The organism is Aureimonas ureilytica (assembly GCF_001475935.1).
In the GTDB taxonomy this organism is placed as follows: domain Bacteria; phylum Pseudomonadota; class Alphaproteobacteria; order Rhizobiales; family Rhizobiaceae; genus Aureimonas; species Aureimonas ureilytica_A.
In genome coordinates, this window is record NZ_LDQA01000007.1 from 39,455 (window position 1) to 64,340 (window position 24,886).

A 24,886-nucleotide genomic window follows, 5' to 3' on the forward strand; every position below is an offset into this window, starting at 1 on the left:
CAGCCGGATGCCTCAGGGCGTCCGGCTCGCCTCTGTGGACGCATCGTTGCGCAGACGGAATTCCAGATAGAGATTGCGCTGGAAGAAGGAGCCGTTGTCGTCCGAGACCACGGCGAGGATCGTCTCGCCGCGCGCGTTGGTCCAGACGTCCAACCCCTCCATATTGTCGATCTCGTTGCCGAAATCGGCTTCCATGATAACAGGCCCGTCCACCATCGCGCCGGGTCGGATCGCGTTCGCATCGATGCGGCGAATGCGCATTCCGATCCGCCCGAAGCCCTCATAGCGCCGCTCCAAAAGCAGGAAATCGCCGTTGTCGAGGAAGGCGCCGTCGGTGGCCGACCAGACCTTGTCATGGCGCACGCTGAAGAGACCCTTGGCTCCAAGGCCCAGAATCGCCGCCAGCAGATTGCCTTCCGCGTCGATCGAGTTCTCCGCCACGATGATGGCAGCCCCCTTCAGAGGGGAGGAGGCGGGCGAGACGGCGATGGTTTCCAAGCCGCCATTCGAGCGAAGCTCGCGGCGAGAAATGGGCATGGCGACGGGGCCGCCGCGTCCCGGCGCGTCGGCGTCGAAGCGCTCAATCCGCGCATCCCGCTCGAAGGAGACGAGAGCGCGGCTCCCATCCAGCGCCAGCCCTTCCGCGTCGGCATCGCCCTTGCGCGCGGGCGGACGCCCCGATCGGTCGAGGATCGGTGCGATCTGCGCGCTGTCGATGCCGAGAGGCTTTCCGTCCGCATCGCGCCGGATTGCGCCGCGAAACCAATAGCCCGTGTCCGTCACGGCCAGGAAGCGCCGTCCACCATCGCGCAGCCGGATGGAGGAGACGCCTTCCAGCCGCCGGTCGCTCGAGCGGTAGCTGAAGCCGCCGATGTAGTCGAGCGCGCCGAAGCGCGTCTCGTCGGAGCCGATACGAAAGCGCGTGATCGGCTGGCTGGTGACGACGGTCTCGCTCGGCTCGGCCCCGGCGGGACCGAGCGTCAGAAGCGCCAGTAGAGCGCAGGCCGCGCGACGGCGAGCGCGGCTCAACGAGCGCCCGCAGCGCGTCGATGACGGCGCGAGGGCAGGGCACCTTCGTCTTCGAAGAGGGCGGCGAGCTGCTCTGTCATCGCGCCCGCCAGTTCCTCGGCGTCCGAGATGGTCACGGCGCGGCGATAATAGCGCGTCACGTCATGGCCGATGCCGATGGCCAGAAGCTCGACCGGGGAGCGCGTCTCGATCTCCTCGATCACGGCGCGCAGGTGCCGCTCCAGATAATTGCCGGGGTTCACCGAAAGCGTGGAATCATCCACCGGCGCGCCGTCCGAAATCATCATCAGGATGCGCCGCTGCTCGGAGCGCGCCAGCAGACGGTTATGCGCCCAGATCAGCGCCTCGCCGTCGATATTCTCCTTCAGGAGCCCTTCGCGCATCATCAGGCCGAGATTGCGCCGAGCCCGCCGCCAAGGCGCGTCTGCGCTTTTGTAGACGATGTGCCGGAGATCGTTGAGCCGGCCGGGGCGCTGGGGCTTGCCAGCCTTGAGCCAGGCTTCTCGCGATTGGCCGCCCTTCCAGGCGCGGGTCGTGAAGCCCAGCACCTCGACCTTGACGCCGCAACGCTCCAGCGTGCGCGCCAGAATGTCGGCGCAGGTCGCCGCCACGGTGATCGGCCGCCCGCGCATGGAGCCGGAATTGTCGATCAGGAGCGTGACGATCGTGTCGCGGAAATCCGTGTCGCGCTCCATCTTGAAAGAGAGCGGCTGAAGGGGGTCCGTCACGAGGCGCGTCAGACGCGCCGTGTCGAGATAGCCTTCTTCGAGGTCGAAATCCCAGGCGCGGTTCTGCTGCGCCATGAGGCGGCGCTGAAGCCGGTTGGCGAGCCGTCCGACCGCGCCTTGCAGCGAGGCGAGTTGCTTGTCGAGGAAGGAGCGCAGCCGGTCGAGCTCGGCTTCGTCGCACAGCTCTTCCGCGCCCACCGTCTCGTCGAAGCTCTCGTTGAAGACCTGATAATCCGTGTCGCCGAGATCGCGCGGCAGCGCTTGGTTCGGGCGTCGCGATTCGCCGGGCGTTTCCGAATCGACGTCCTCGTCCTCGGTCGGCTCGTCGCTGGTCTGCTCGGAGGTTTCGGCCTCGCTCGCATCCTCGCTTTCGGCCTCGCCCTCGGCTTCCTGCGGCTCCGCCTCGTCCTGGCCGGCTTCCTTCTCGGCGCCGCTGTCTTCTTGATCGCGCGTCTGGTTGTCGCCGGCCTCGTCCGGCGATTCCTCGTCGGAATCATCCGACTCGTCGGCGAGTTCCTCGGCCATCTCCATGGACACGAGCATGTCGCGCAGCGTGCGCGCGAAGAGGCGCTGATCCTCGATCGTGTCGCCCAACCGTTCGAATTGCGGGCCGGCCTTTTCCTCGATCCAGTCGCGCCAGACATCCACCAGAGCCCGCGCGCTTGGCGGAACGGGCCGCCCGGTCAGATGCTCGCGCACCATCAGGGCGATGGCGTCTTCCAGCGGCGCTTCCGTGCGGTCGGTGACATCAGTGAGGTTGGAGCGGAAATACTTGTCCTCCAGCATGGAGGCGAGATTGTCCGCGACGCCCGGCATGGCATTGGCGCCGATCGCCTCGCAGCGCGCCTGCTCCAGGGCGTCGAACACGGCGCGCGCGCCGCGCCCGTCGGGCGAGAGCGTGGCGTGGATGCGCGCGTCGTGCCGCGCCTTCCGCAGGGCCATGGCGTCCGACAGGCCACGTACGACGGCCACTTCGGTTTGGCCTGCGCGCTTGGGCAGCTCGGGCAGGCGCGCCCGATCTCCCGTCAGACCGGGGCGGTCATTGCCATAGGTGACTTCGAGCTGCGCATCGCCCGAAATCGCGCGCATACAGCCCGCGACCGCGCGGCGGAACGGCTCGCGGTCGGTGGTCTTGGGGCGCTGCCCCTTGGCAGAATTGTCTCCGGGGCGCGCCATGGTCTTAGTCGAGCACCAGGTTGGAGGCCGATTCCGGCAGGTCCTCGCCGAAGGCGCGCTGATAGAACTCGGCGACCAGCGGCCGCTCCAGATCGTCGCACTTGTTGAGGAAGGTCAGGCGGAAGGCGAAGCCGATATCGCCGAAGATCTCGGCGTTCTCGGCCCAGGTGATCACCGTGCGCGGGCTCATGACGGTGGACAGATCGCCGTTGCGGAAGGCCGAGCGCGTGAGATCGGCCACGCGCACCATCTTGGAGACCTGGGCGCGGCCCTTGTCGGTCTGGAAATGCTTGGCCTTCGCCAGAACGATGCCGACCTCGTTGTCATGCGGCAGGTAGTTCAGGACGGTGACGATCGACCAGCGGTCCATCTGCGCCTGATTGATCTGCTGCGTGCCGTGATAAAGGCCCGTCGTGTCGCCGAGGCCGACCGTGTTGGCGGTGGCGAACAGGCGGAAGGCGGGGTGCGGGCGAATGACGCGGGCCTGATCGAGCAGCGTCAGCCGGCCCGAAGATTCCAGAACGCGCTGGATCACGAACATCACGTCCGGGCGGCCGGCGTCGTATTCGTCGAACACGAGCGCGACATTGTTCTGATAGGCCCAGGGCAGGATGCCGTCGCGGAATTCCGTGACTTGCTTGCCCTCGCGAACCGTGATCGCGTCCTTGCCGACGAGATCGATGCGCGACACGTGGCTGTCGAGGTTGAGGCGCACGCAGGGCCAGTTCAGCCGTGCGGCGACCTGCTCGATATGGGTGGACTTGCCCGTGCCATGCGAGCCCGAAACCATGACGCGCCGGTTCTTGGCGAAGCCCGCCAGGATCGCCAGCGTCGTCTGCTTGTCGAACAGATAGTCCGGATCGATCTCGGGAACGTGCGGATCGGTCTTGCTATAGGCCGGCACCTTCAGGTCGCTATCGAAACCGAAGGTCTCGCGGACGGAGATCATGGCGTCGGGGAGGTTCGCCACTTCCAGTTCCGCTGCACTCATCATACCTCCAACGGCGCGAGAAAGGCCGCATCAGGGCCGTGCGCCACCAATCTTCGTCACTTGCGTTTCGGGACAAGCCCAGGCGGAGCGAAAGCGGACCGGACGATCCGATTCGTCCCGGATTAACAGAAGCCCGACTGCTTCAAAAGCTTGTAGGCTTGAATGACTTCGCGCAGGCGATCTTCCGAGCCGCGATCGCCGCCGTTGGAATCGGGGTGATACTGCTTCACCAGCGCCTTGTACTGGATGCGGATCGACTCGGCATCGGCGGTCTGAGGAACGCCCAGCGTGTCCAGCGCCTTCGACTCCAACGTGCGCGGCTTCTTGACGGGGGCGGGCTTGGCCGCTGCCGCGCCGCTCTCGAACAGGTTGAAGCGGTCGTGGATGCGCGCGTTGACGCGGCGCGGACGCCCGCTCGGAAGCGAGGAGGGCATGGCGGAGGCCGAGCGCGGGCCTGCCGAATTGTTGGTGCCCATCGGGGCGGTCGGGCGGTGGCCGGTCAGCGAGTCCTTCAAATATTTCTGGATGTCGTCGTCTCCGAGACCCGAGAAGTAATTGTAGGACTTGTTGTAGAGGCGCACATGGTCGACGCAGAAGTTCAGATACTGACCTTCATGGTCGCGCCCGCGCGGAGCCTTGTGGGTACCCGGCTGGTCGCAGCCTTCCCACATGCATTCGGGCGCACGCACCTTCTCCGCGGCCTTCTTGCCGGCGGGTTTGACGCGGATCTGGTCGAAGAGTTTGGAGTCGAGTGTCATCACGGCCGATTATGGGGCCCCGGAGGAGCGCGAACAAGAATTGACAGACGCGAAAACCCGTCCACAACAGGCTCCTTGTCCCCTATGGGAGCGGGCTTGTCGATCCGGGTGGTGGATCGCTTGTCCGTTTGAACAAATGTGAGGCGCGATCATGACCATTCAGGCCCGTATCGAAACGAAGCTGCGCGAGGCTTTCGGCCCGGAAACCCTGGCGGTCGTGAACGAAAGCCATCTCCATGCCGGCCACCACCATGGCGGCAGCGATCATCATGGCGGCTTCGACGGAACGGGCGAAACCCATTTTCGCGTGCGCATCGTGTCGCAGGCCTTTTCGGGCAAAAGCCGGGTGGAGCGGCATCGCGCGGTAAACGCGACGCTGGCCGAGGAGCTGGCCGGCGGCGTCCACGCGCTGGCGATCGAGGCGTCCGCGCCGGGCGAACCGACGCGCCCCTGAACCGGGCGGCTTTCCTTCGATGCGCACGCGGCTCCGCCGTCGCAACCGTCTTCGCCTCGCCACCGGCCTCCTGTTCGCCGCCAGCCTCAGCTTTCTGGCGGGCATGACGGATGTCGTCGGCTTTCTCCTGGCCGGCGATTTCGTGTCCTTCATGAGCGGCAATACGACGCGACTGGCCATCGCTTTGTCTTCGGGCGAGGGGGGCGCGATCCTGCGCCTCGGGCTCGTCATCGCGACCTTTGTGGTCGGCAACGCATTTGGCGTGTTGTTCATGCGCTGGACGCGGGGAAGCCAGCCGGGGCTTCTGGCGCTGGTCGGGCTGCTCGCGCTGGTGCCGCTGCTCTTCCGCGACCCGTCTCACGGCGTGCCGGCGCTGGTCTTCGCCATGGGCGCGCTCAACGCCGCGCTGGAGGAAGTCGACGGGCAGGCGCTCGGCGTCACCTATGTTTCCGGTGCCTTATCGCGCTTCGGCCGGGGGCTCGGGCGCTTTCTGCTCGGCCATCACACGAAGGGCTGGTGGACGCAGATCGTGCCCTGGACGGGAATGCTATCAGGCGCGCTTACAGGCGCTCTCGTCACGCAGCGCTCAGGGGGGGCGGCGATCCTGGTGGTGGCCGGCGTGGCTCTCGGTCTTGCGCTTGCCAGCCTCGTGGTTCCGCAAAGCTGGCGACGCATCTGGCTGGCCAAGCGGCCCTTCCGCCGCGAAACGCATGGCGGCGCTCCGCTTCGCTGACGATCGAGGCGCGGCTTTGCGCCGCGCGCCCGCTCAGGCCGCGAGTTCGCTTAAGCCGCGAGTTCGGCTTCCAGAAAGCGCGTGATCTCGGCCGGGTCCACATTGTTGGCGACGAAGGACTGGCCGATGCCGCGTGTCAGGATGAAGGTCAGCGCGCCGCGCACGACCTTCTTGTCCTGCGCGATCTTGCTCATCAGCGCGTCCAACGTGAACCCGGAGCCCGGAATCTCCTGAATGCGGGTCGGCAGGCCGGCCGCGCGCAGATGCGCCACGGCGCGCTCGGCATCCTGCCCCGGGCACAAGCCCTGACGAACGGAATAGCGATGGGCGAGCGCCATGCCGATCGACACGGCTTCGCCATGCACCAGTCGCTCGGCATCGTAGCGCGCCACCGATTCCAACGCGTGGCCGAACGTGTGGCCGAGATTGAGAAGCGCGCGGTTGCCGTCCTCCCGCTCGTCGCCCGCCACGACCTCGGCCTTGGCCTGGCAACTCGCGGCGATGGCCTCGGCGCGCTCCGGCCCGCCGGCAAAGATCGCGCCGCGCTTGGCTTCCAGCCAATGGAAAAAGTCCGGCCGGTCGATCAACCCGTATTTGACGACCTCGGCATAGCCGGCCGCGAATTCACGGGCCGAGAGGGTTTCCAGAACATCCGTGTCAGCCAGAACCAGCGCGGGCTGATGAAAGACGCCGACGAGATTCTTGCCGCGCGGCGAGTTGATGCCCGTCTTGCCGCCGACGGAGGAATCGACCTGCGCCAGAAGCGAGGTCGGCACCTGCACGAAGCGCATCCCGCGCCGCGCGACGCCCGCCGCAAAACCCGCGAGATCGCCGATCACGCCGCCGCCGAAGGCGAGCACCGCATCGCCCCGCTCCAGCCTTTCTTCCAGAATGCGGTCCACCACCGCTTCGAAATGGGGAAAGCTCTTGGTCGGCTCGCCTGAGGGCAGGCGCATGGTCGCGTGGCCGATGCCAGCCCGATCCAGCGAGGCGCGCAGCGCCGCGCCATGGAGATCGTCCACCCGCTCGTCCGCCACGATCAGGAGCCGGGCCTTGGGCAGGAGGGCCGCGATCTCGCGGCCCGCCTCGGCCAGAAGCCCGGAGCCGATCAGAATGTCATAGGAGCGCGGCCCCAGCTCGACGCGAACGGTGCGGCGCGAAGGGGTCTCGTCGGTCATGACGCGGCTTTCCGATGGCTGGAGCGGCCGGCGAGCGATTGCACGATCTCGCGTGCAATCGTGTCCCGCTTGGCGTTGCGCGAATGGATGTGGATGTCGGCCGTGCGGTAGATGGGATAGCGCGCGTCCATCAGGTTCTTCATCGTGGCGCGCGGATCGGCCGTTTTCAGGAGCGGGCGCGTCGGGCGCTTGGATACGCGCTCCATCAGCGTGTCGAGATCGGCCTTCAGCCAGATCGTGACCGAGCGCTCCTTCAGGATGCGCCGCGTTTCCTCGTTGATGAAGGCGCCGCCGCCGGTCGCGATCACATGCTGCGGGCCATCGATCAGCCGTGCCACGACGCGCGCTTCGAGCGCCCGGAACTCCGGCTCACCATAGGCGGCGAAGAGTTCGGCGACCGTCATGCGCGCCGCCTCTTCGATTTCCTGGTCGGTATCGACGAAAGGCAGATCGAGAAACGCGGCGAGGCGCTTGCCCACATGGGTCTTGCCCGCGCCCATCAGACCGACGAGCACGATCGAGCGACCGCGCAACCGGGCGACGGCATCATGCTTCAGAGGCTCGTGGTCGGCACCGGTCATGGAACGAAAGCTTCAAAAATGCTTGTAAAGCGATGGTCTGAGACCAGAAAACCCCCAAGCCGTCAAGCGAACCCGAGGGTTCGAAACAACAGGTGGCCGGATACGCAGGCACTGCCTTCGGGAAAAGACCTGTCGCTTCGCGCCGGGTGTCACTAGATTGCCCCACGGGGACGAGACGGAGCGCGCGCTCCGAAGGGAAAGCCACGCCTGTTCATGCCGACACTCACACGCCTTCTCATCGTTCTCGCTCTCCTGGCGGGCGCGGTCTTCGCGGTCATGTGGGCGCTCGTCACCTTCGTGCGCCCCGAGATCGTGCCGGTGACGATCGACGTGCCGATTCCCGCGCTTCAGGAACGACGGGTGCCGGTGGCCCCGCCCGCGCCGGCTTCGTCCGCTCCTGCCGTGGAGGGGCTGCGATGAGCGGTATGGACGGGGCGCGGATCGAGAGCTTTCTGGAAATGATGGCGGTGGAGCGCGGTGCGGCCGACAACACGCTCCAAGCCTATCGGCGCGATCTCGACCATGCGCGCGAATTTATGGCGGGCGAGCGGGTCGCCTTGTGCGCGGCATCAACCGAATCGATCCGCCGCTATATCGAGCATCTGGACGAGGAGGGCTTCGCGCCCTCCAGCCTGCAACGGCGCACCAGCGCGCTGCGCCAGTTCTTCAAGTTTCTCTATGCCGAAGCCATCCGGCCCGATGATCCGACTTCGCCGATCGAGGGTGCGCGCCGGGCGCGCAGCCTGCCGAAGATCCTCTCGGAGGCCGAGGTGGACGCGCTGATCGACCGGGCGGAGGCGGAGGCCGCCGCGCCCGATCTCTCCAGCCCGGCGTTGACGCGCGCGCTGCGGATGCATGCGTTGGTGGAGCTTCTCTACGCCACCGGCCTGCGCGTCTCGGAACTCGTCTCGCTGCCGCGCTCGGTTCTGCGTTCGCGCCAGCGGCTGATCGTGGTGCGCGGCAAGGGCAACAAGGAGCGCATGGTGCCGGTCGGCGAGCGCGCGCGGGACGCGCTTCAGCGCTTCGCCACCGCGCTCAAAGCCTCGCCCAGCGCCGAGCGGGACGGCTCTTATGAAAGCCCCTGGCTGTTTCCGGCCCTGTCGGAAAGCGGCCACCTGACGCGCCAGGGCTTCGCGCGGGATCTAAAGGCGCTGGCCGCTCGCGCGGGCATCTCGCCCGATCGCGTATCGCCCCACGTTTTGCGCCATGCCTTCGCCAGCCATCTCCTGCAGAATGGCGCGGACCTTCGCGCCGTGCAGGAACTGCTCGGCCATGCCGATATCGGCACGACGCAGATCTACACCCATGTTCTGGAAGAGCGGCTCCTGCGGCTCGTCACCGATCTTCATCCGCTCTCGGCCCTGGCGGCCGAGGAATAGGGTACGCCGCCCCATAGGTCTTGACACAAAGAGGTCGGATCGCCAGTTTGCCGGCCGACGCGAACACCCCCGGAGGGATGGCGGCGCCGTCCGGCCGATCGCCGGCGCTTCGACGAAACCAGGCCCGCGCGCCGCTGGCCCTGCCACGAGGACGGCTTCGGGCCGCTGCTGAATGCACAATTATCTCGACTTCGAAAAACCCGTCGCCGATCTCGACAGCCAGATCATCGAACTGAAGAAGATCGGCTCGGGCGAGGACAGTCTCGACGTTTCGGAGGACATTCAGCGGCTGGAAAAGCGCTCCTCCGATGCGCTGGTCGATCTCTATCGCAAGCTGACGCCCTGGCAGAAGACGCAGGTCGCCCGTCATCCGGACCGGCCCCATTGCGTGGACTATATCTCCCGCCTCATCACCGACTTCACGCCGCTGGCGGGCGATCGCTATTTCGCCGAGGACTTTGCGGTGATCGCCGGCTTCGGCCGCTTTCGGGGTCGCTCGGTCGCCGTGATCGGGCAGGAAAAGGGCTCCGACACCCAGACCCGTCTCAAGCACAATTTCGGCATGGCGCGGCCGGAGGGCTATCGAAAGGCCGTGCGCATCATGGATATGGCCGAGCGCTTCGGCATTCCCGTCCTGACGCTGGTGGATACGGCCGGCGCCTATCCCGGCATCGGCGCGGAAGAGCGCGGCCAGGCCGAGGCCATCGCCCGCTCGACGGAGACTTGCCTCAAGCTCGAAGTGCCTCTCGTCTCGCTCGTGATCGGCGAGGGCGGCTCGGGCGGGGCGATCGCCATCGCCGCCGCCAATCGCGTTCTGATGCTGGAGCACGCGATCTACAGCGTCATCTCGCCGGAAGCGGGCGCATCGATTCTCTGGCGCGACGCCGCGCGCGCCAAGGATGTCGCGCAGGCGATGAAGATCACCGCGCAGGACCTTAAGGGCTTCGGCGTCATCGACGAGATCGTGCCCGAGCCGCTGGGCGGCGCGCATCGCGACAAGGACGCCGCGATCGACATGGCGGCCGAGCGCGTGGAGGCCGCCTTGACCGAGCTGTCACAGCTTGACGGAGCGGCGCTGCGGCGCGATCGGCGCGAGAAGTTCCTCGCCATCGGCCGCGACCTCAAGGTCTGATCTCCCGTCTTGTTTGGTCGGCTCGCCAAGCTCCGCGAGCCGCCGGACGAGGTGTGACTGTTTTTCGAGTGCGTTTTCCTGTAGGGAAGGCGAGACGGATGGCTTGTTCCGGCCATCCGTCGCTTTGCCGTGCCATCGTCAAAGGCGGGGCGAAGGTCAGTTCGACACCGGGAATAACATGCATTTGTGATCGCGCGTTAAGGGATTGGAAACCGTCCCGGCTCGACAAGAGGTGATACGAGACGGCGTGGATCCATTCGGCGCTGCCTCGCTTCGGCGCTCCGGTGCCGATCCATGCATCGGTTTGCCGGCGAGCCGAAGAGGGACGAGGCCGGTCGAGGGGATGAGACGGAACATGTCCGCACGACGCCTTGCTGCTGCTGCTTTCCTGGCCGGCTCGCTTCTGGCGTTGTCGGGCTGCACGGGCGGTGCCGACTTCGGCGATCTGATGGGCGCGGACGCCCCGCTGCCGCCCAGCCTCGTCAAGCTCATCCGCACCAACCAGATGGGCGAGAACTCCGCCATCATGGTGCGGATCTATAAGGAAGAATCCGAACTCGAGGTCTGGAAGCAGAAGAGCGACGGCAGCTTCGCGCTGCTCAAGACCTACCCGATCTGCGCCTGGTCCGGCAAACTCGGCCCCAAGCGGAAAGAAGGCGACCGGCAGGCGCCCGAGGGCTTCTATTCCGTCACGCCCGGCCATCTGAACCCGAAGTCGAACTATCACCTCGCCTTCGACATGGGCTATCCCAACGCCTATGACCGCGCCAACGGCTCCACCGGCCAGAACCTGATGGTGCACGGCTCCTGCAATTCGTCCGGCTGCTACGCCATGGACAATTGGCAGATGGAAGAGCTTTACGCGTTGGCTCGCCACGCCTTTCAGGGCGGGCAGAAGGCGATCCAGTTTCAGGCGCTGCCCTTCCGCATGACGCCCAAGAACATGGCGCGGCATAAGAATTCCGAGCATTACGCCTTCTGGAAGATGCTGAAGGAAGGCACGGACCGCTTCGAGCTGACCAAGAAGCCGGTGGCGGTCGCCACCTGCGAGAAGCGCTATGTCTTCGACGCGACGCTGAGCGACGGCCGCGTGCTCGATCCCGACGGCACATGCCCGGCCGTCGCCGAGCCCGCCGAACTCGTCGCCAAGCGCAAGGCCGACGACGAGCTCGAACAGAAGATCGCCTCCACCATGGCGCCCGAAGAGTTCGCGACGACACCGAGCCTCGTCTACAAGACCGGCTCGCCGATCTCCGCCGAGGCCTACGCCGCCGAGCAGCATCGCCGCGAGGGCTACGACCGCGACGGCAAGCCGCTGAACGCCAAGACCTCGATGTTCAAGAACCTGTTGCAGAAGCGGGTGTTGAACACGAGCGACGCCTCGCGAGACCAGTAAGCCGCTCGCTTGGGTATCCGGTGGTTCGGGGCAAAATGGATTGTCGCGGGTTTGCTGGTGACCATGCCGGCTATGGCGCGAGACAAGGCCCCCAGCCAGCCTGAGCCGTTCCACTACACGGTCCGGTTCGGCGCGATGATCGGTAGTTTGGAGCCGATTGCCGGCGAAATGCTGTGCGTTTCGGATAAGGATTGCGAAATCCTTTTGTCGTTTTGGCCGAGGATCGAGCTTAGCCTGCGTCCCCCACATATACGAGGCGGAGAAGGGCAAGCATCTATAAGCTGCTGGCCTTTGAAATGCATGTTCGCCAATGAGCGGGGATACTCCACCTTCAGCATGGGTGTCGATCGCCTCACGATCTATGACGGCCGTCATCATCGGTCAGGCATTGAGGTCGATGCCGTATGGCGGCGACGTGAGACGATCGGTTCTGTCACGATCGTCGTGACGCGCTGACGGTGCAGCGTCTCATCACCTGCAGTCCAGCAAAAAGGCCGGCGTCTCCGCCGGCCTTTTTCCATTCTCGCTGCCTGGCCTCAGGCGATCTGCTCGTAGGCGCCGTGGCAGTGCTTGTACTTCTTGCCGGAGCCGCAGGGGCAGGGGGCGTTGCGGCTGATCGAGGTCCAGGTGCTCGGATCGTTCGGGGCGATCTGCAGCGGGGCCTCGGCGGCGGGCGTGAAGTCGGCCGTCAGGCGCTCGGCGCCGTGGCCGAACTCGTCCTCGCCCGTCAGCGGGTCGATATGATGGGCCTGCATCGGCGGCATATCGAGCGGGGCGGTTTCCTCGGGGCGCACGATCTCGACGCGCATGAGCTGCTGTGTCGTGCGTTCGCGCAGGTGCGTCAGCATCGACTGGAAAAGTTCGAAGGCTTCCGACTTGTACTCGTTCAGCGGGTCGCGCTGCGCATAGCCACGGAAGCCGACGGCCGAGCGCAGATGATCGAGATTGACGAGATGCTCGCGCCAGAGAGCGTCGATCGTCTGAAGCACGATCGAGCGCTCGATATAGCGCATGATGTCCGGGCCGAAGCGCTGCTCCTTCTCGGCGAAGGCCTTGTCGGAGGCTTCCAGAATGCGCGTGCGCACGTCCGCGTCGTCGATGCCTTCCTCTTCCGCCCAGGCGGCGATCGGCAGGTCGAGATTGAGGAACTCGCGGATTTCCTCGGTCAGCTCGGCGGTTTCCCACTGTTCGGGATAGGCGCGCTCGGGCATCCGCTTGGCGACGAGATCCTCGATCATCTCGTGGCGCATGTCGGTGACGGTCTCGTCTAGCGACTCGGCGTCCATCAGTTCGATGCGCTGCTCGAAAATGACCTTGCGCTGGTCATTCATCACGTCGTCGTATTTCAGAAGATTCTTGCGGATGTCGAAGTTGCGCGCTTCGACCTTCTTCTGCGCCTTTTCCAGCGCCTTGTTGATCCACGGGTGGACGATGGCCTCGTCTTCCTTGAGGCCGAGACGCGTCAGCATCGCGTCCATGCGCTCGGAGCCGAAGATGCGCATCAGGTCGTCCTGAAGCGACAGATAGAATTTCGACTGGCCGGGGTCGCCCTGACGGCCGGAACGGCCACGCAGCTGGTTGTCGATGCGGCGCGACTCGTGGCGCTCGGTGGCGAGCACGTAGAGGCCGCCGGCCGCCAGTGCTTCCTGCTTGAGGCGCTGAATGTCCTCGCGGATCGCGGCGATCGCGGCCTCGCGCTCGGGCCCTTCCGGCATCTCGGCCAGCTCGTGCTCGATGCGCATGTCCAGATTGCCGCCGAGCTGAATGTCGGTGCCGCGACCGGCCATGTTGGTCGCGATCGTCACCGCGCCGGGAACGCCGGCCTGCGCGACGATATAGGCTTCCTGCTCGTGATAGCGCGCGTTGAGAACCTGGAAGTTCTTCAGCCCGTCCTGGCGCAGGCGCTCGGCCAGCATCTCGGACTTCTCGATCGAGGTCGTTCCCACCAGGATCGGCTGGCGGCGCTCGGCGGCCGCGCGGATTTCCTTGGCGATCGCGCGGAACTTCTCTTCGTTCGTGCGATAGACCTCGTCATCCTCGTCCAACCGCTTGACCGGCAGGTTGGTCGGAATTTCCAGAACGTCGAGATTGTAGATGTCCGCGAACTCGGCCGCTTCCGTCACCGCCGTGCCGGTCATCCCGGCGAGGCGCTTGTACATGCGGAAATAGTTCTGGAAGGTGATCGAGGCGAGCGTCTGGTTCTCGGGCTGGACCGTGACGCCTTCCTTGGCTTCCAACGCCTGATGCAGGCCTTCCGAGAAGCGGCGACCCGGCATCATGCGGCCGGTGAATTCGTCGATGATGACGATCTCGTCGCCCCGGACGATATAGTCCTTGTCGCGCTGGAAGAGCTTGTGGGCCTTCAGCGCGTTGTTCACGTGGTGAACGATGGTGACGTTCTCGATGTCGTAGAGCGAGTCGCCGACAAGATGGCCGGCCGCCTCTAGAAGGCGCTCCAGCTTCTCGGTGCCGTCTTCGGTGAAGGAGACCTGACGCTGCTTCTCGTCGACCTCGTAATCTTCGGCCGTCAGCTGGGGGATGAAGCTGTCGATCGTGCGGTAAAGATCGGAGCGGTCGTCCAGCGGGCCGGAGATGATGAGCGGCGTGCGCGCCTCGTCGATGAGGATCGAGTCCACCTCGTCGATGATCGCGAAATGATGCCCGCGCTGCACCATCTGCGAGCGCTCGTATTTCATGTTGTCGCGAAGATAGTCGAAGCCGAGTTCGTTGTTCGTCGCGTAGGTGATGTCGCAATTATAGGCGTCGCGGCGCTCGTCGTCCGACATGCCGTGCATGATGACGCCGACCGTAAGGCCCAGGAAATTATAGACCCGGCCCATCGTGGCGGCGTCGCGACGGGCGAGATAGTCGTTCACCGTGACGACGTGGACGCCCTTGCCTTCCAGCGCGGCGAGATAGACGGGCAGGGTGCCGACCAGCGTCTTGCCTTCACCCGTGCGCATCTCGGCGATCGATCCGCCGGCCAGCACCATGCCGCCGATCAGCTGCACGTCGAAGGGCCGCAGGCCGAGCGCGCGCTTGGCCGCCTCGCGAACGGTCGCGAAGGCCGGCACCAGAAGATCGTCGATCGTCTTGCCTTTGGCGATCTCGTCGCGGAACTGTTCCGTGCGGGCGCGCAGCTGATCGTCCGACAGGGCCGACAGTTCGGGCTCGAGCGCCGAGATGGCGCGTACCGTGGGGTCGAACTTGCGGACCCGGCGGCTGTTGGCCGACCCCAGAAGCTTGCGGGCAAGGCCAGCGAAACTCACCATCCGTAACGTCCTTCCAGGAAACTCTCTATCGGGCGCGGCGCGCCCGTCGTCCCATGCTTCAAGCCGAGATCGGCCCCGTCACCCGCACCATCACGGCGGCATGAAGGCAGCTGGACTTCTAAATTGTGCGAGAGATAAGAGGGGGCCTGATCGATGTCAACGCCGCGACCCTCGTGCCGCGCGGCCCTCAAAACACCGCAAAGCCGCTTCTTTGCGGTATGCAAGAGACCTGTGCCGTCTTGGGCGATTCGTCTTCGCCCCGGGCCGCTTTCCCTGAAAGGCTCCTTCGCCTCATGCTCGACCTGACCCGCCTCCGGCTCGCCGCCTCCAGCCTCGCCTTGATGACGGCCCTCGTCGCCGTTCCCGCGCTGGCGCAGGACACGCCCGCGCCGGCAGCGCCCGCCGCCGCAGCGCCCGCGCCCGCCAAGCCCCTGCCGCCCGAGACGGTGCTGGCCAAGGTCGGCTCGCAGGTGATCACCGAGGCCGATCTTCAGGCCGCTTCCGCCGATCTCGCCAGCCAGTTCGGCCAGCTGCCGCCCGAGCAGCAGCGCCTCGCCGTCCTTTCGGCATTGATCGACATCAAGGCGCTGGCCGAAAAGGCGGAAGCGGCCAAGCTGCAGGACCAGCCCGATGTCGCCCGTCGCATCGCCTTCCTGCGCGAGCGCGCGCTGCATAACGCCTATTTCGAGAAGGAAGGCGTGGCCGCCATCACCGATGCCGAGCTGAAGGCGCGCTACGACGCCGAGGTCGCGGCCATGAAGCCGGTGGAGGAAATCCACGCCAAGCATATCCTCGTTCCGACCAAGGAAGAGGCCGAGGCTGCGATCAAGGAACTCGACGCCGGCAAGGATTTCGACGCGGTCGCCGCTGAGAAGTCCACCGGCCCGACCGGCCCGCAGGGCGGCGATCTCGGCTTCTTCGGCCCCGGCCAGATGGTGCCGCCGTTTGAAGAGGCTGCCTTCAAGCTGGAGCCGGGCACCTACACCAAGGAGCCGGTGCAGACGCAGTTCGGCTGGCACGTGATCAAGGTCTTGGAAAAGCGCAAGCAGCAGCCGCCGGCCTTCGACCAGGTGAAGGATCAGGTGCGCCAGATCGTCATGCGCGAGAAGTATATCGCCATGGTGCAGGCCGCCCGCGAGGCCGAGAAGGTCACCTATGAGGACCCCGCCCTGAAGGCGCAGGTCGAGGCCATGGAAAAGGCCATGTCGGGCGCCGCTGCCGCCGACCCGGAAGAGGCCGCCGACGAGGCCGATCAGGCCACGCCCGACGCCGCCGCCAAGCCCGCCAACTAAGATTTCGGGGGCGCATATCGTGCGCTCCCGACAGCCCGTTGCAGACGCCCGCGATCCCTCGCGGGCGTTTTCGTTTCGCCAAGTGCGCCCGTTCGCTCGCCGGCCCTTGCGGCGCAGGGGCGCATCGGGCAGGAAGCGCGCGTTCGCCCCAACCTCCCAAGAGGGAACAGTCATGGCCACCGCCGTTTCGCCGCTTGCGCCCAGCACCTATCCCGACATGCCCGCGATCGAGGGCGTCGCCATTGCGACCGCCGAAGCGGGCATCAAGTATCGCAACCGAACCGACGTCTTGCTCATGCGCTTCGACGAGGGCACGAGCGTCGCCGGCGTGTTCACGACCTCCAAGTGCCCCTCGGCCCCGGTGGATCATTGCCGCCTCGCGCTGAAGGCCGGCACGGCGCGCGCGCTGGTGGTCAATTCCGGCAATGCCAATGCCTTTACCGGCAAGAAGGGCGTCGCCACCTGCGAGGCCACCGCCAAGGCCATGGCCGAGGCGCTGGGCTGCCAGCCCGAGGAAGTGTTTCTGGCCTCGACCGGCGTGATCGGCGAGCCGCTGGACGCGGGCAAGATCACCCAGCAGATTCCGGCGCTGATCGCGGGTGTCAGCGGCGCGCTGTGGCGCGAGGCCGCCAACGCCATCATGACCACGGATACCTATCCTAAGGTCGCGACCCGGACGGTCCAACTCGGCGACGCCCAGGTGACGCTGAACGGGATCGCCAAGGGCGCGGGCATGATCGCGCCCGATATGGCCACCATGCTCTCCTTCCTCGCGACCGACGCCAAGATCGCGCCCGCCGCGCTCCAGGCGCTGCTGGCGGAGGCCGTCGCTCCGAGCTTCAACTCGGTGACGGTGGATTCCGATACGTCCACCTCCGACACGCTGCTTCTCTTCGCCACGGGCAAGGCCGGTCATGCCGAGGTGAGCGAAGCCGCCGATCCGCGCCTTCAGCCCTTCCGCGAGGCGCTGAACGCCATGCTGCTCGACCTCGCGCGGCAGGTCGCGCGGGACGGCGAGGGCGCGCGCAAGGAGATTCAGGTCACGGTGTCGGGCGCGGTGAGTGACGCCTCCGCCAAGCGCATCGCGCTGTCTATCGCCAATTCGCCCCTGGTAAAGACGGCGGTGGCCGGCGAGGACGCCAATTGGGGCCGCGTCGTGATGGCGGTCGGCAAGGCGGGCGAGCCGGCCGAGCGCGACCGGCTCGCGATCTTCTTCGGCGATGTGCGCGTCGCCGTCGGAGGCGAGCGCGACCCGGCCTATAGCGAGGCCGAAGCTTCGGCCGAGATGAAGAAGGACGAGATCGCTATTCGCGTCGAGCTGGGTCTTGGGACCGGGCGCTGGACCGTTTATAGCTGCGATCTCACCAAGGACTATGTCGCGATCAATGGCGACTACCGGAGCTGACGCGCCGGTGAGTCTGGCCGTGGTCCGCCGCCTCGAGGCGGCGGGCTTTCGCGCCTGGCCGGCGACATCGACCTTTTTCGACGGCACATGGGCCGTGCGGCTGACGACGAGCTTTCCGGCCAAGCGCCTGAACTCGGTCAATCCGCTCGACCGGTCGGACGACAACCGGCTCGACGAGCGGATCGAGGCGGCGCGCCTGCGCTTTGCCGAAGTCGGCAGGCCTCTCCTGTTTCGCCAGTCGCCGCTGTGCTCGCCCAGGTTGGCGGCCTATCTCGACGAAGCAGGTTGGTCCCGCTTCGGTGAAAGCGTCGTCTATATGGCCGATCTCGCCGCGATCGATCTCGACCCCGGCGTCGATCGCATCCCGATCCATGACGGGCAACGCTATCTGGAAGCTTCGCTCATCGTGCATGAGCGCCCGGCGTCGCTGCGGCCGGGCCTAGAGGAGGTGCTGAACTCGATCCGCCCGCCCGCCGCCTTCTTCATCCGCGAGGATGAGGCAGGCGCGCCGCTCGCCGTCGCGCTTGCCATCACCGACAATGATCTCGCCGGCATTCTGGATGTGGCCGTGGTTCCCGCCGCGCGTCGGCGCGGCATGGCGCGCGATCTCGTCACCACCGCCCTGCGCCACACGATGCATCGCGGCGCGCGCACCGGCTGGTTGCAGGTCGAGGCCGACAACGAGGCCGGCCTTTCGCTGTACCACAAGCTCGGCTTTCGCGAGGCCTATCGCTATGTCTACCGCGCGCCGCCAGGCGTCGCGGTCTGACCCCTTTCCATTTCTTCGCCGGAGCCTCTCCTATGCCCACGCCTCGTCTTCTTCTCGTCGCGGCCTGCGCGCTGATCGATGCCGACAATCGCATTCTCCTGACCGAGCGGCCGGCGGGGAAGAGCCTTGCGGGCCTGTGGGAGTTCCCGGGCGGCAAGGTGGAAGCGGGGGAAACGCCCGAGGAAACCCTGATCCGCGAGTTGCGCGAGGAAATCGGCGTCGAGACCAAGGCCGATTGCCTCGCGCCGCTGACCTTCGCCAGCCACACCTATGAGGACTTCCACCTTCTGATGCCGCTCTATGTCTGCCGCCGCTTCGAGGGCATCGCGCGCGGTCTGGAGGGGCAACAGATCAAATGGGTTCGCGCGGCGGACCTGCGCGCCTATCCCATGCCGCCGGCGGATTTGCCGCTGATTCCGTTTCTGGTCGATCTTCTATGAGCCGCGACCAGATTCCGCTGCGTTAAGGATATGCCTTAAAACGGGCTTTACCACTTCTGGGCGAAATTGGGGCACGAAGTTCGGTCCCCTCGCGTCAGGAGGCTTGCATGTCGAAGTCCCGTTCCAAACGCCGTACGCGCCGCTCGGGAGCGGGTGCCGCACTGCTGCGCGCGATGCTTCTCGTCGGCCCGCTGGCCTTGGCGATCATGGTCGGCTTGTCGCCTCGGTTCGAGCGCAGCCTGAGCGGCGATGGCATCGACATGTCGATCACCGGTTCGGTCGCGCCGTCGAGCTTCAGCTTCGCCATGGGCGCGCCGTCCTCGCCTTCCTATCTGAATTCCTGCCTGCGTTTTCCCGATGGATCGCAGAGGGGCGCATGTTGAACGCCCTTTCCACCAGCCTGAGCCTCACCGTCAGGCGCGCTCTGACGGATCGCTCCGGCGCGACGGCGATCGAATATGCGCTTCTGGCCTCGCTGATCGCGGTGGCGGCCATCGGCGGGTTCCAGGCGGCGGGCGTGTCCGTCTCCGACATGATGTCCGGCGTTTCCACCAAGGTCAGCGCCGCACTGACGAACTGAGCCGGTCTGACGGGGGCTCAGGCGTCGGGCTTGGGCTTTAGGGCTTCGGCGAGGCTCATCTTCGCGCTGCCGGGCTTGAGTGGCTTCTGCTGGCTGTCATGCGGACGCCAGCCCGAGACATAGACGATGTCGAACGTCGCGCGCAGACGCCCGTCCGGGTCGGCGAAGCGCTCGGCGTAGATTTCGCCCGCGCGCAGAAACAGCCTGCGTGTGGCCGGGCGGCGCGAGCGCGCGTCCAGCATGTTGGTCATGCCCATGGCGCGCAGATCGCGCATGAGGTGGAAGATCGTGTCGTAGCGAACCGTCAGCCGGTCGAGATCGATCACCGGCAGCGCGAAGCCGGTGCGCTGAAGCAGCGAGCCGATGTCGCGCATGTCGGCGAAGGGCGCGACGCGCGGCGAGGCGCCGCCCGAAAGCTCGGCCTCAGCCGCCAGCAAGCTGGCCCGCAACTCGTTCAGCGTGTCCCCGCCCAGAAGGGCGGCGAGAAACAGCCCGTCCGGCTTGAGCGCGCGGCGCACCTGCACGAAGGCTCCCGGCGTGTCGTTGGTGAGATGCAGCGACAGGGCCGAGATCACGAGATCGACGCTCTCGTCCGCCAGCGGCAGCATCTCCTCGTCCGCCACGACGATCTCACTGCCATGCCCGAGCAGCTTCTCGTCGCGCTCGATGCGCAGAATGCGGTCCACCTGACCACCGGCGGCGAGCCGGCTCGCGAGCTGACCCGAATAGCCGGCGAGATCGACGCCCATCGCGAACCGGCGCTGCACCAGCGACAGACGATCCACCAGATCCTCGGCGACATTCTGAAGCAGGAAGTCCGCTCCGGGCTCGGCCTTGGCATGGGCACGCAGGCGGCGCTGGCCGAGAAGGGCGCGGTCGAACGGGGCAGGGGCTTCGGTCATGGCGGGCTCTCGAAAGGCAAGGTCTCGGCAGGCGAAAGGCGGGACGGTCTCCGGCAAGCGCCGCAGGATGGCGCGGCGGGTCTTGCGAGTGGCCGTCAGGCCTATATCGTGAAGTCTTGGCAAGAAGGCGAACGAAATTCGCGGCGCCCGCTTGCCCATGACAACGGGCGGGCCGCTCGCGGCCCGTGGACGGGGAGGGATGGAGCCGATGACGCCGATCTTGCGAGGTTGGACGCTGGTGTCGCGTTCGCTGACGCGCTTCCTCTATCCGCCCGTCTGCGCGGGCTGCGCCGTGGCGGTGGGCGAGGCGGCAGCCCTTTGCTCGTCCTGCTGGCGCAGCCTGCACTTCATCGAGAGGCCTTATTGCGAGGCACTGGGTCTGCCTTTCTCCTACGATCTCGGCAAGGGCTTCCTGTCGGCCGAGGCGATTGCCGATCCGCCCGTCTTCGCGCGCCTGCGCGCCGCCGTTCTTTACGAGGATCTGGCGGCCAAACTGGTTTCACGCCTCAAATATGGCGACCGGACGGACCTCGTGCCTTTGATGGCCGGGTGGATGCGCCGGGCAGGGGCCGAGCTTCTGGCAGACGCCGACCTCATCGTGCCCGTGCCGCTTCATCGTACGCGCCTGTTTCGCCGCCGGTTCAACCAGTCGGCCGAACTCGCGCGGCTCCTGTCGAGCGGGCAGCCGGCTTTCGCCCCAATGGCGCTGCGCCGCGTCAAGCGCACGCGCTCGCAAGTCGGGCTCGGGCCGACCGAGCGGCAGGCCAATGTGCGCGGCGCGTTCGAGGTGCCGGCCGCCCATCTGCCCGACATCAAGGGCAAGCGCGTGCTTCTGGTGGACGATGTCTTCACCACGGGCGCGACCGTCTCGGCGGCCGTGCGCGCGCTGAAGCGCGGCGGCGCGCGGGAGGTCGATGTGCTCGTCTTCGCAAGGGTTGCGGCCGGGCGCGGTTGACCGCATATGGGATGGCTGATCCGACCATCTCGCCTCGACTTGCCAAGGAGCCTTCATGCCCCCCGTCACGATCTACACACGGCAGCTCTGCGGCTATTGCTCGCGCGCCAAGCAGCTTCTCTCGTCCAAGGGCGTGAGCTTCGACGAGAAGGACGCGACCGTAAATCCCGCCTTCCGCCAGGAGATGATGGAGCGCGCGCCCGGCCGCTCGACCTTCCCGCAGATTTTCATCGGCGAGACGCATGTCGGCGGCTGCGACGATCTTTATGCGCTGGATCGGGCCGGCAAGCTCGATCCGCTTCTGGCCGCCTGAGAGGGCTTCGCGATGACCGTGTTCAAGGCCGCGCTCGTTCAGATGCGCTCCGGCGTCGATCCCGCGCGCAATGCCGAGGCGATGGAGCGCCTTGTGACCGAGGCCGTGGCAAAGGGCGCGCATTATGTGCAGACGCCCGAGATGACCGGCATTCTCTGCCGCGACCGCCAAGTCTTTCGCGAGCATCTGAAGCCGGCCGAGGCCGATCCGGTGGTGGCTGCCGCGCGGGCTCTTGCGCGCCGTCATCGCATCACGCTGCATCTCGGCTCGACGGCGGTGGAGGCGCCGGATGGCATGGCCGCCAACCGCGCCTTCCTGATCGGACCGGATGGCGAGACGATCGAGACCTATGACAAGATCCACATGTTCGACGTCGATCTCGACAAGGGCGAAAGCTGGCGTGAATCGGCGACCTATGTTCCCGGCGCGCGGGCGGGTCTGGCCGAGATCGCGGTGAATGGCGGTGCGGCCAAGCTCGGCTTTGCGGTCTGCTATGACATGCGCTTTCCCGAGCTTTTCCGCGCCGAGGCGCTGGCGGGCGCCGAAATCCTGACCGCCCCTGCCGCCTTCACGCGCCAGACGGGCGAGGCGCATTGGCACATTCTCCTGCGCGCGCGCGCCATCGAGAACAATTGCTTCATGCTGGCCGCCGCGCAGGGCGGGCTGCATGAGGATGGGCGCGAGACCTACGGGCATTCGATCGCGATCGACCCGTGGGGCCGGGTGCTCGCCGAGGTCGCGGGCGACGAGCCGGGTATCGCGCTCGCCGAAGTCGATACGGGCGAAGTCGCGGCCATTCGTGCCAAGGTTCCCAATCTGAAGAACCGCCGCCGTTTCGACGCGCCGGCCCCGCGCGGGGACTTCGCTCTCGCATGATCCATTATTCCCTGCGCTGCGAGCCGGCCGGGCACGGGTTCGACGGCTGGTTTCGATCCGGCGCCGATTTCGAAGCCCAGGCCGCGCGCGGGTTTCTGGAATGCCCCGTCTGCGGCGCGAAGGATGTGTCGAAGGCGCTGATGCGCCCGGCGGTGTCAACTTCGGAACGCGCCCTGTCGCGCCCGAGCGAGAGCGCTGCGGCGGGTGTGCCGAGTGAAGTCGCCGAAGCCATGGCGCGCTTGCAGGAGCTTGCCCGCGAGGTTCGCGCCAAGGCCGATTATGTCGGCAACGAGTTCGCCGAGGAGGCGCGCCGCATTCATTACGGCGAGGCCGAGGAACGCCAGATCTATGGCGAGGCCTCGGGCGGCGACGTGCGCGCGCTGATGGAGGAGGGGATCACCGCCATTCCCCTGCCGCCGCTGCCCGAAGACAAGAACTGAATTCAGACTTCGCCTCGCCGCGCGAGGCACGAGCGTCCCTGATCGCAACTCGGAAAGGATGGCCGTGGCCAAGACCAAGACCTGGGCGAAGGCCCCGTCGCCCTGCATCTCCGTCTGCAAGTTTCGCGACAATGGCCATTGCATCGGCTGCGGCATGACCAAGCCGGAAAAGAAGCGCTTCAAGAAGCTCGGCGGCAAGGCCGAGAAAAAGGGCTTCCTCACGCTGCTCGTGGCACGGCTGGAGGCGTCCGGCCGGCTCGGCTACTGGTCGCGCATGTATCGCCGCCGCTGCGACAAGAAGGATCGGCCGTGCCCGCTCGACAAGCTGGACGCCGCGCCGGGCACGGAAGCTCTCGACAAGCCGCGCGTGGCTGCCTAGCTGCACGCTATGTTGTTCGTTTGGGGCGGTGGTGATGAGCGTTTCTGAGGTCTGGGCCGATGCTCCGAGCCCCTGTGTCGATGTGTGCAAATACAAGCGCGCGGGGCGCTGCGTCGGCTGCATGATGACCAAGGCGGAGAAGGATTCCTTTCCGCGCTCGGGCAGCGCCGAGGCCAAGAAGGCTTTCTTCGACGGACTGATGGAGCGGCTGCGCTCCGAACACAAGAACCCCGCCTTTTGGGCCATCGCCTACAAGCGCAAATGCGAGCGCGAGGGTGTGCCCTGTCCGCTGGACGAGGAAGACGCGGAGACGGCCGGCTAAGGCCGGTTCGCTTGTGCCGGACGCGCTTAAGCGAACCGCATCAGCCTATCTTCGAAGCCACGGACAAGAAAGGCCCGCCGGATCGCTCCGGCGGGCCTTTCTTGTCTGCCTGACGAATGCCGAATTAAGCGGCGGTCGTCTTCAGGTGAGCGCGGAGCATCCACGCGAACTTGTCGTGCTTCTCGATGCGGCCGGTGGCCATGTCGTTGGTCGCCCAGTCACCATGCTGCTCGGCGACCTGCGCGAGGGCCGAAAGCGTGGACGAGAGGGTCTCCTGATCCTTCATGAGGACTTCGACCATGGTCTTGGCGTCGGTGCGGCCGTCATGCTCGGGAACGGCGGAGCGCTCGAGATAGAGCGAGTAGCGGCCTTCGGCATGGGCGTCGAACGCCTTGATGCGCTCGGCGAGAAGGTCCTGAGCCTCGAAGTGATCTTCGTAGATCTCCTGGAACAGCTCATGCAGGGCGCCGAAGCTCATGCCCGTCACGTTCCAGTGGAAGTTCTGCGCCTTCAGTGTCTCGATGGCGGTCTCGGCCAGAGCCTGCGTCAGGCCATTGACGATTTCTTCCTTGGCGGTCGGTTCGATCTTCGCGGCGACGAAACCCATGGGTCTCTCCTTTCGTGACGGTGGAGGTCGATGGTGATTCTGGGCAAGGCGGCCTGGCCACCTTGGAATGGTTCTAAACTAGCGAGTCCAAGATGCCGGCGCAACCTAGTTTTGAATCATTCTAAACTGTGAGGCGGAGTTTTCGCTCGGCGGGAAACGCGGCTGACCGGCGGGATTGCGATGCCCCGACGAGCGTAAGTTTAGGGAACTAACAGTCAGGATGACGACCAGCGGTCCAGCCGCGCGGCGGTCGATGACTCGGAGCGACAGGGTCGATCCGAGCGCCATGACGGGTCAGGCCGCCGCGTCGAGCGCGCGGACCATGCCGTGCGACAGGAAGCGCATCCAGCGCCGCGCCTGCGGACGCACGCGCCATGAAACGAGGGCGCCTGCGGCGGCGTCCTGCTCTGAGCGCCAGGCCGCGAGGAGGCGCAGCAGCCAGGATTCGTCGTCGCTGACCTGCGAAGCGCCGGGGCGATAGACCGTCATCTCGGAGGTGGCGTGATCGCACAGCGCCCGGAAGAAGACCGTGGCATAGCGGTCGAGCGAGGCGGTCGGTTGCCCCGCGAGAAGGTAGCAGGCGCGTTCCAGATCGGCCTTCGGGGCGAGCTGCGATCGCAGCGCCAGCCAGCGCAGCCGCTCCAGCTCCAGGCGCTGCGTGTCCGACAACTCGCGCGCTGCCGCGACGCGCTCGGCGGTCGGACAGCGGGGAAAAGCCAGAACCCGGTTCTCGTCGTGAGTCGGGGTGACGCGCATCGCCAGAACGGACATCAAATGCTCTGCCTCACTCGCAGCCAGC

At 66.3% G+C, this 24,886-nt stretch carries 29 protein-coding genes; 18 read left to right on the forward strand and 11 right to left on the reverse strand.

Features of this window, described 5'->3' with window-relative positions; genetic code table 11:
* Positions 1–12: 12 nt before the first annotated feature.
* From NS365_RS02125 to NS365_RS02140, 4 genes are all read right to left on the reverse strand, one after another.
* Positions 13–1,029 (reverse strand): esterase-like activity of phytase family protein, encoded by a 1,017-nt coding sequence (locus tag NS365_RS02125; protein ID WP_058598633.1) that lies wholly within the window; start codon positions 1,027–1,029, stop codon positions 13–15.
* A complete protein-coding gene (cobT, locus tag NS365_RS02130; RefSeq protein WP_058598634.1) occupies positions 1,026–2,933 on the reverse strand; it encodes a cobaltochelatase subunit CobT in 1,908 nt (635 codons plus the stop codon). Before cobT ends, NS365_RS02125 begins: the two co-directional genes overlap by 4 nt.
* Positions 2,934–2,937: 4 nt before the next feature.
* On the reverse strand, positions 2,938–3,924 hold the full coding sequence (cobS, locus tag NS365_RS02135; RefSeq protein ID WP_058598635.1) for a cobaltochelatase subunit CobS: 987 nt from the start codon (positions 3,922–3,924) through the stop codon (positions 2,938–2,940).
* Between the two features lie 122 nt (positions 3,925–4,046).
* Positions 4,047–4,682, reverse strand: a complete 636-nt coding sequence (locus NS365_RS02140; RefSeq protein WP_058598636.1) for a J domain-containing protein — start codon at positions 4,680–4,682, stop codon at positions 4,047–4,049.
* Between the two features lie 151 nt (positions 4,683–4,833).
* Between NS365_RS02140 and NS365_RS02145 the strand changes: the two genes are divergently transcribed.
* Positions 4,834–5,136 carry a BolA family protein gene (locus NS365_RS02145; RefSeq protein ID WP_058598637.1) on the forward strand — a complete coding sequence of 101 codons (303 nt, stop codon included), beginning with the start codon at positions 4,834–4,836 and terminating at the stop codon, positions 5,134–5,136.
* Positions 5,137–5,155: 19 nt separating this feature from the next.
* Positions 5,156–5,869 carry a YoaK family protein gene (locus NS365_RS02150; protein ID WP_058598638.1) on the forward strand — a complete coding sequence of 238 codons (714 nt, stop codon included), beginning with the start codon at positions 5,156–5,158 and terminating at the stop codon, positions 5,867–5,869.
* A gap of 50 nt (positions 5,870–5,919) precedes the next feature.
* Here the strand turns inward: NS365_RS02150 and aroB are convergent, their stop codons facing one another.
* Both aroB and NS365_RS02160 read right to left on the reverse strand, forming a co-directional pair.
* The gene (gene aroB / locus NS365_RS02155) at positions 5,920–7,047 is read right to left on the reverse strand and encodes a 3-dehydroquinate synthase (protein ID WP_058598639.1); all 1,128 of its coding nucleotides are present in this window, start codon (positions 7,045–7,047) and stop codon (positions 5,920–5,922) included.
* Positions 7,044–7,628, reverse strand: coding sequence for a shikimate kinase (locus tag NS365_RS02160; RefSeq protein WP_058598640.1), 585 nt, complete (start codon positions 7,626–7,628; stop codon positions 7,044–7,046). Before NS365_RS02160 ends, aroB begins: the two co-directional genes overlap by 4 nt.
* Positions 7,629–7,841: 213 nt before the next feature.
* Between NS365_RS02160 and NS365_RS02165 the strand changes: the two genes are divergently transcribed.
* From NS365_RS02165 to NS365_RS02185, 5 genes are all read left to right on the forward strand, one after another.
* Positions 7,842–8,048: a hypothetical protein gene (locus NS365_RS02165; RefSeq protein WP_058598641.1), complete on the forward strand. Its 207-nt coding sequence runs from the start codon at positions 7,842–7,844 to the stop codon at positions 8,046–8,048.
* Positions 8,049–8,053: 5 nt separating this feature from the next.
* A complete protein-coding gene (xerD, locus tag NS365_RS02170; RefSeq protein WP_058598642.1) occupies positions 8,054–9,007 on the forward strand; it encodes a site-specific tyrosine recombinase XerD in 954 nt (317 codons plus the stop codon).
* Between the two features lie 172 nt (positions 9,008–9,179).
* The gene (locus NS365_RS02175; RefSeq protein WP_058598643.1) at positions 9,180–10,139 is read left to right on the forward strand and encodes an acetyl-CoA carboxylase carboxyltransferase subunit alpha; all 960 of its coding nucleotides are present in this window, start codon (positions 9,180–9,182) and stop codon (positions 10,137–10,139) included.
* A 355-nt stretch (positions 10,140–10,494) separates the two neighbouring features.
* Positions 10,495–11,535, forward strand: coding sequence for a L,D-transpeptidase family protein (locus tag NS365_RS02180; protein ID WP_058598644.1), 1,041 nt, complete (start codon positions 10,495–10,497; stop codon positions 11,533–11,535).
* A 51-nt stretch (positions 11,536–11,586) separates the two neighbouring features.
* Entirely contained in the window at positions 11,587–11,991 is a 405-nt protein-coding gene (locus NS365_RS02185; RefSeq protein ID WP_153003619.1) for a hypothetical protein, read from the forward strand.
* 80 nt (positions 11,992–12,071) lie between these two features.
* Here NS365_RS02185 and secA read toward each other — a convergent pair whose 3' ends face one another.
* Positions 12,072–14,807, reverse strand: coding sequence for a preprotein translocase subunit SecA (secA, locus tag NS365_RS02190; protein WP_058598646.1), 2,736 nt, complete (start codon positions 14,805–14,807; stop codon positions 12,072–12,074).
* A gap of 293 nt (positions 14,808–15,100) precedes the next feature.
* Here secA and NS365_RS02195 point away from each other — a divergent pair, with 293 nt between their 5' ends.
* The 4 genes from NS365_RS02195 (at position 15,101) to mutT (ending at position 18,713) form a co-directional block, all read left to right on the forward strand.
* Positions 15,101–16,099 (forward strand): peptidylprolyl isomerase, encoded by a 999-nt coding sequence (locus tag NS365_RS02195; RefSeq protein WP_058598647.1) that lies wholly within the window; start codon positions 15,101–15,103, stop codon positions 16,097–16,099.
* 172 nt (positions 16,100–16,271) lie between these two features.
* Complete coding sequence (argJ, locus tag NS365_RS02200; RefSeq protein WP_058598648.1) at positions 16,272–17,504, forward strand: bifunctional glutamate N-acetyltransferase/amino-acid acetyltransferase ArgJ; 1,233 nt, start codon at positions 16,272–16,274, stop codon at positions 17,502–17,504.
* Positions 17,485–18,273 (forward strand): GNAT family N-acetyltransferase, encoded by a 789-nt coding sequence (locus NS365_RS02205; RefSeq protein ID WP_058598649.1) that lies wholly within the window; start codon positions 17,485–17,487, stop codon positions 18,271–18,273. Before argJ ends, NS365_RS02205 begins: the two co-directional genes overlap by 20 nt.
* A gap of 32 nt (positions 18,274–18,305) precedes the next feature.
* Complete coding sequence (gene mutT, locus NS365_RS02210; protein WP_058598650.1) at positions 18,306–18,713, forward strand: 8-oxo-dGTP diphosphatase MutT; 408 nt, start codon at positions 18,306–18,308, stop codon at positions 18,711–18,713.
* Positions 18,714–18,807: 94 nt separating this feature from the next.
* On the opposite strand, the gene NS365_RS23995 is transcribed toward mutT, so the two are convergent.
* Positions 18,808–19,020, reverse strand: coding sequence for a hypothetical protein (locus NS365_RS23995; protein ID WP_153003620.1), 213 nt, complete (start codon positions 19,018–19,020; stop codon positions 18,808–18,810).
* A gap of 69 nt (positions 19,021–19,089) precedes the next feature.
* Between NS365_RS23995 and NS365_RS02220 the strand changes: the two genes are divergently transcribed.
* Entirely contained in the window at positions 19,090–19,293 is a 204-nt protein-coding gene (locus NS365_RS02220; protein ID WP_082655502.1) for a Flp family type IVb pilin, read from the forward strand.
* A 17-nt stretch (positions 19,294–19,310) separates the two neighbouring features.
* Here the strand turns inward: NS365_RS02220 and NS365_RS02225 are convergent, their stop codons facing one another.
* A complete protein-coding gene (locus NS365_RS02225; RefSeq protein ID WP_058598672.1) occupies positions 19,311–20,195 on the reverse strand; it encodes a methyltransferase domain-containing protein in 885 nt (294 codons plus the stop codon).
* Positions 20,196–20,403: 208 nt separating this feature from the next.
* Between NS365_RS02225 and NS365_RS02230 the strand changes: the two genes are divergently transcribed.
* From NS365_RS02230 to NS365_RS02255, 6 genes are read left to right on the forward strand one after another with little or no spacing between them, the layout of a single operon-like run.
* The gene (locus NS365_RS02230) at positions 20,404–21,150 is read left to right on the forward strand and encodes a ComF family protein (RefSeq protein WP_082640381.1); all 747 of its coding nucleotides are present in this window, start codon (positions 20,404–20,406) and stop codon (positions 21,148–21,150) included.
* 55 nt (positions 21,151–21,205) lie between these two features.
* Positions 21,206–21,463 carry a glutaredoxin 3 gene (grxC, locus tag NS365_RS02235; RefSeq protein WP_058598653.1) on the forward strand — a complete coding sequence of 86 codons (258 nt, stop codon included), beginning with the start codon at positions 21,206–21,208 and terminating at the stop codon, positions 21,461–21,463.
* A 12-nt stretch (positions 21,464–21,475) separates the two neighbouring features.
* On the forward strand, positions 21,476–22,339 hold the full coding sequence (locus NS365_RS02240; protein WP_058598654.1) for a carbon-nitrogen hydrolase family protein: 864 nt from the start codon (positions 21,476–21,478) through the stop codon (positions 22,337–22,339).
* Complete coding sequence (locus NS365_RS02245) at positions 22,336–22,779, forward strand: DUF1178 family protein (protein ID WP_058598655.1); 444 nt, start codon at positions 22,336–22,338, stop codon at positions 22,777–22,779. Before NS365_RS02240 ends, NS365_RS02245 begins: the two co-directional genes overlap by 4 nt.
* A 58-nt stretch (positions 22,780–22,837) precedes the next feature.
* Positions 22,838–23,158, forward strand: a complete 321-nt coding sequence (locus tag NS365_RS02250; RefSeq protein ID WP_058598656.1) for a DUF1289 domain-containing protein — start codon at positions 22,838–22,840, stop codon at positions 23,156–23,158.
* 34 nt (positions 23,159–23,192) lie between these two features.
* The gene (locus NS365_RS02255; RefSeq protein ID WP_082655501.1) at positions 23,193–23,480 is read left to right on the forward strand and encodes a DUF1289 domain-containing protein; all 288 of its coding nucleotides are present in this window, start codon (positions 23,193–23,195) and stop codon (positions 23,478–23,480) included.
* 124 nt (positions 23,481–23,604) lie between these two features.
* On the opposite strand, the gene NS365_RS02260 is transcribed toward NS365_RS02255, so the two are convergent.
* Positions 23,605–24,087, reverse strand: a complete 483-nt coding sequence (locus NS365_RS02260) for a Dps family protein (RefSeq protein ID WP_058598658.1) — start codon at positions 24,085–24,087, stop codon at positions 23,605–23,607.
* Between the two features lie 294 nt (positions 24,088–24,381).
* Complete coding sequence (locus NS365_RS02265; protein WP_058598659.1) at positions 24,382–24,858, reverse strand: hypothetical protein; 477 nt, start codon at positions 24,856–24,858, stop codon at positions 24,382–24,384.
* Positions 24,859–24,886 lie beyond the last annotated feature (28 nt).